This is a genomic window from uncultured Campylobacter sp. (assembly GCF_938045535.1).
In the GTDB taxonomy this organism is placed as follows: domain Bacteria; phylum Campylobacterota; class Campylobacteria; order Campylobacterales; family Campylobacteraceae; genus Campylobacter_B.
Genome location: NZ_CALIMQ010000098.1, coordinates 1 through 2,058, shown reverse-complemented (window position 1 = coordinate 2,058; position 2,058 = coordinate 1). Strand labels below are relative to the sequence as shown.

The 2,058-nt window shown below is 40.7% G+C and carries 1 protein-coding gene and 1 pseudogene; both read right to left on the bottom strand.

Going from position 1 to position 2,058, the window contains the following annotated elements; genetic code table 11:
- A pseudogene (locus tag Q0095_RS03205) lies at positions 1-760 on the bottom strand (hypothetical protein); the annotation flags it as partial.
- 62 nt (positions 761-822) lie between these two features.
- The gene (gene era, locus Q0095_RS03200) at positions 823-1,692 is read right to left on the bottom strand and encodes a GTPase Era (protein ID WP_297881298.1); all 870 of its coding nucleotides are present in this window, start codon (positions 1,690-1,692) and stop codon (positions 823-825) included.
- Positions 1,693-2,058: the final 366 nt, after the last annotated feature.

Here is a 2,058-nt window from a genome sequence, read left to right as displayed (position 1 = left end):
CATTTTGAATATTGACGTTGTAAATTTTACTAATACCGTTCAACACGTCGTTGATGTAGTAAAACATATCGTCAAAAATTTGGATCATATAATCGCGTTCGGTCGGATTTTCTAAATTTACTCCCTGTTTGGAGAGCAATCTATAAAAGCTCTCTTCATCGACTCTACTGCCGACTAGCTCAACATATTTTTCATGCAAAAATTTTAGGTTGTATCTTACTTGACGAGATTGAAAATATTCGCCGTTTTGATACACTACCAAAAACGCATCGTCGCGCTGCAAGTAGATGAAGCAGTCGATTCCGTCGCGAGTTAGGACGCCTCTATTATACAAGCCCTCGTATAAAAATGGAGCCATAGCCACATAGTCGATGTAGTTCGTCCTAGCGGCGATCGCATCGAATTCTGAAGTGAGTTTGGCATTATCTACGACAAAGACGTTGAAAATTCTATCATCGCCGCCAGCGCCTATTACCTCACTATAAGTGATTTTGTAATCCAAAGCGGTGTCAAGCCCCAGCTCCTCATACACCTTAACGACGATCGCATCTAAAAGATCCGCGTCCTCTACCGATCTGCTTATCTCAACCGTCGCAGTCATTATATCCTTATACGGAATATATGAGACGTAAGTTTCCTTCGCACGATTCGCTTTTGAGAAGTCGTGCTCGAAAACTTCATTCTCACTTAGACCGAATATGGTTTGCGTGACTTTGTTAATCGCAACAATCGAACTAGCATTTTTACTATTCTTTGCCATAACACTCCACTTCCAAATGAAATTTTCTACGCTGCTAATACTAATAGAAATAAAATAAAATGTCAATAGATAAAATCGGTTTTTACCCTAAATTCGTCATTTTTCCAGCTTTTTTTTACAAAAACTGTTAATTTTAAGTAAATTTTGACCTTAGAAAAATTTGAAATTAACTTTTTGGCTCGAATTCCGATCCGTTTGATCGCCTCGCCGTTTTTGCCGATCAACATCTCTTTGTGAGAATTGGTATCCGTTATGATCCGCGCATACACCGAGGTTAGACCCGGTTTTTCGACCACTTTTTCCATCACGACATCGCTGCAATACGGGATCTCGTCACTCATACTCTCAAAGATCGCCTCAAGTATGAAGTCGCGATAAATTTCGCGTTCGTTGGTCGCGCTTAAAATTTCGGGGTCGTAAAAATACTCGTGCTCGGGCAAAATTTTACAAATTTCGTCCAAAACCTGCTTTTTATAGACCTTTTTTTTGATGCTAACGGGGATTATCGCTTCGAATTTATCGGTAAATTTTTGATATTGCAGCAGCTTTTGCACGATCTTTTCGTCATTTACTTCGTCAATTTTAGTTAAAATCACGATGTGTTTGATGCCTGCGTTTAAATTTAAAAATTTTTCGTATTCCGCGGTATCATCGTGTACCGGCGCCAAAAACAGCACCAAATCGCAACCCTCAATAGCTCCGAGCGCTACTTCGACCATCAGCTTATTCATCAGCTTGGCGCTTTCGTGCAGCCCCGGCGTGTCCGTGAAAATCACCTGATCTGTGCCGTTCATCGCGATGCCGTTAATCTTACGGCGCGTGGCGTTGATTTTGTGCGAGACGAGCGAAATTTTCTCGCCGCAGAGATAGTTTAACAGCGAGCTCTTGCCCGCATTCGTCCGCCCGATGAGCGTTACAAATCCGCTTTTCATATTTTCCTTAAATTTATAAAATTTTATCCTGCTTGCGACTGGGGCATTAAACCATAGCAAGCAAATTTAAAATCTAGTTTTGCGCAGGCTGGCTCTTGCACGAGCGGTGGAATTTTGAAATTCCGCCATCACATAAGCGGGTAAAATTTAAAATTTCAAGCCGCGCGATAGCGATAAATTTTACTCGCCTCGGCGCAGAATTCTATCCACTTTAAATCTCGCGAGCCGCGAATCCTGCAACTTCGTAAATTATCTACGAAATTTTAAATTTTATCCCACGCCGACATTATATATAGTCAGCACTGCATAAAATTTAGATCATTCCTGAAATTTTACAGACTTAAAATTTCAAAGTATCGCAAATTT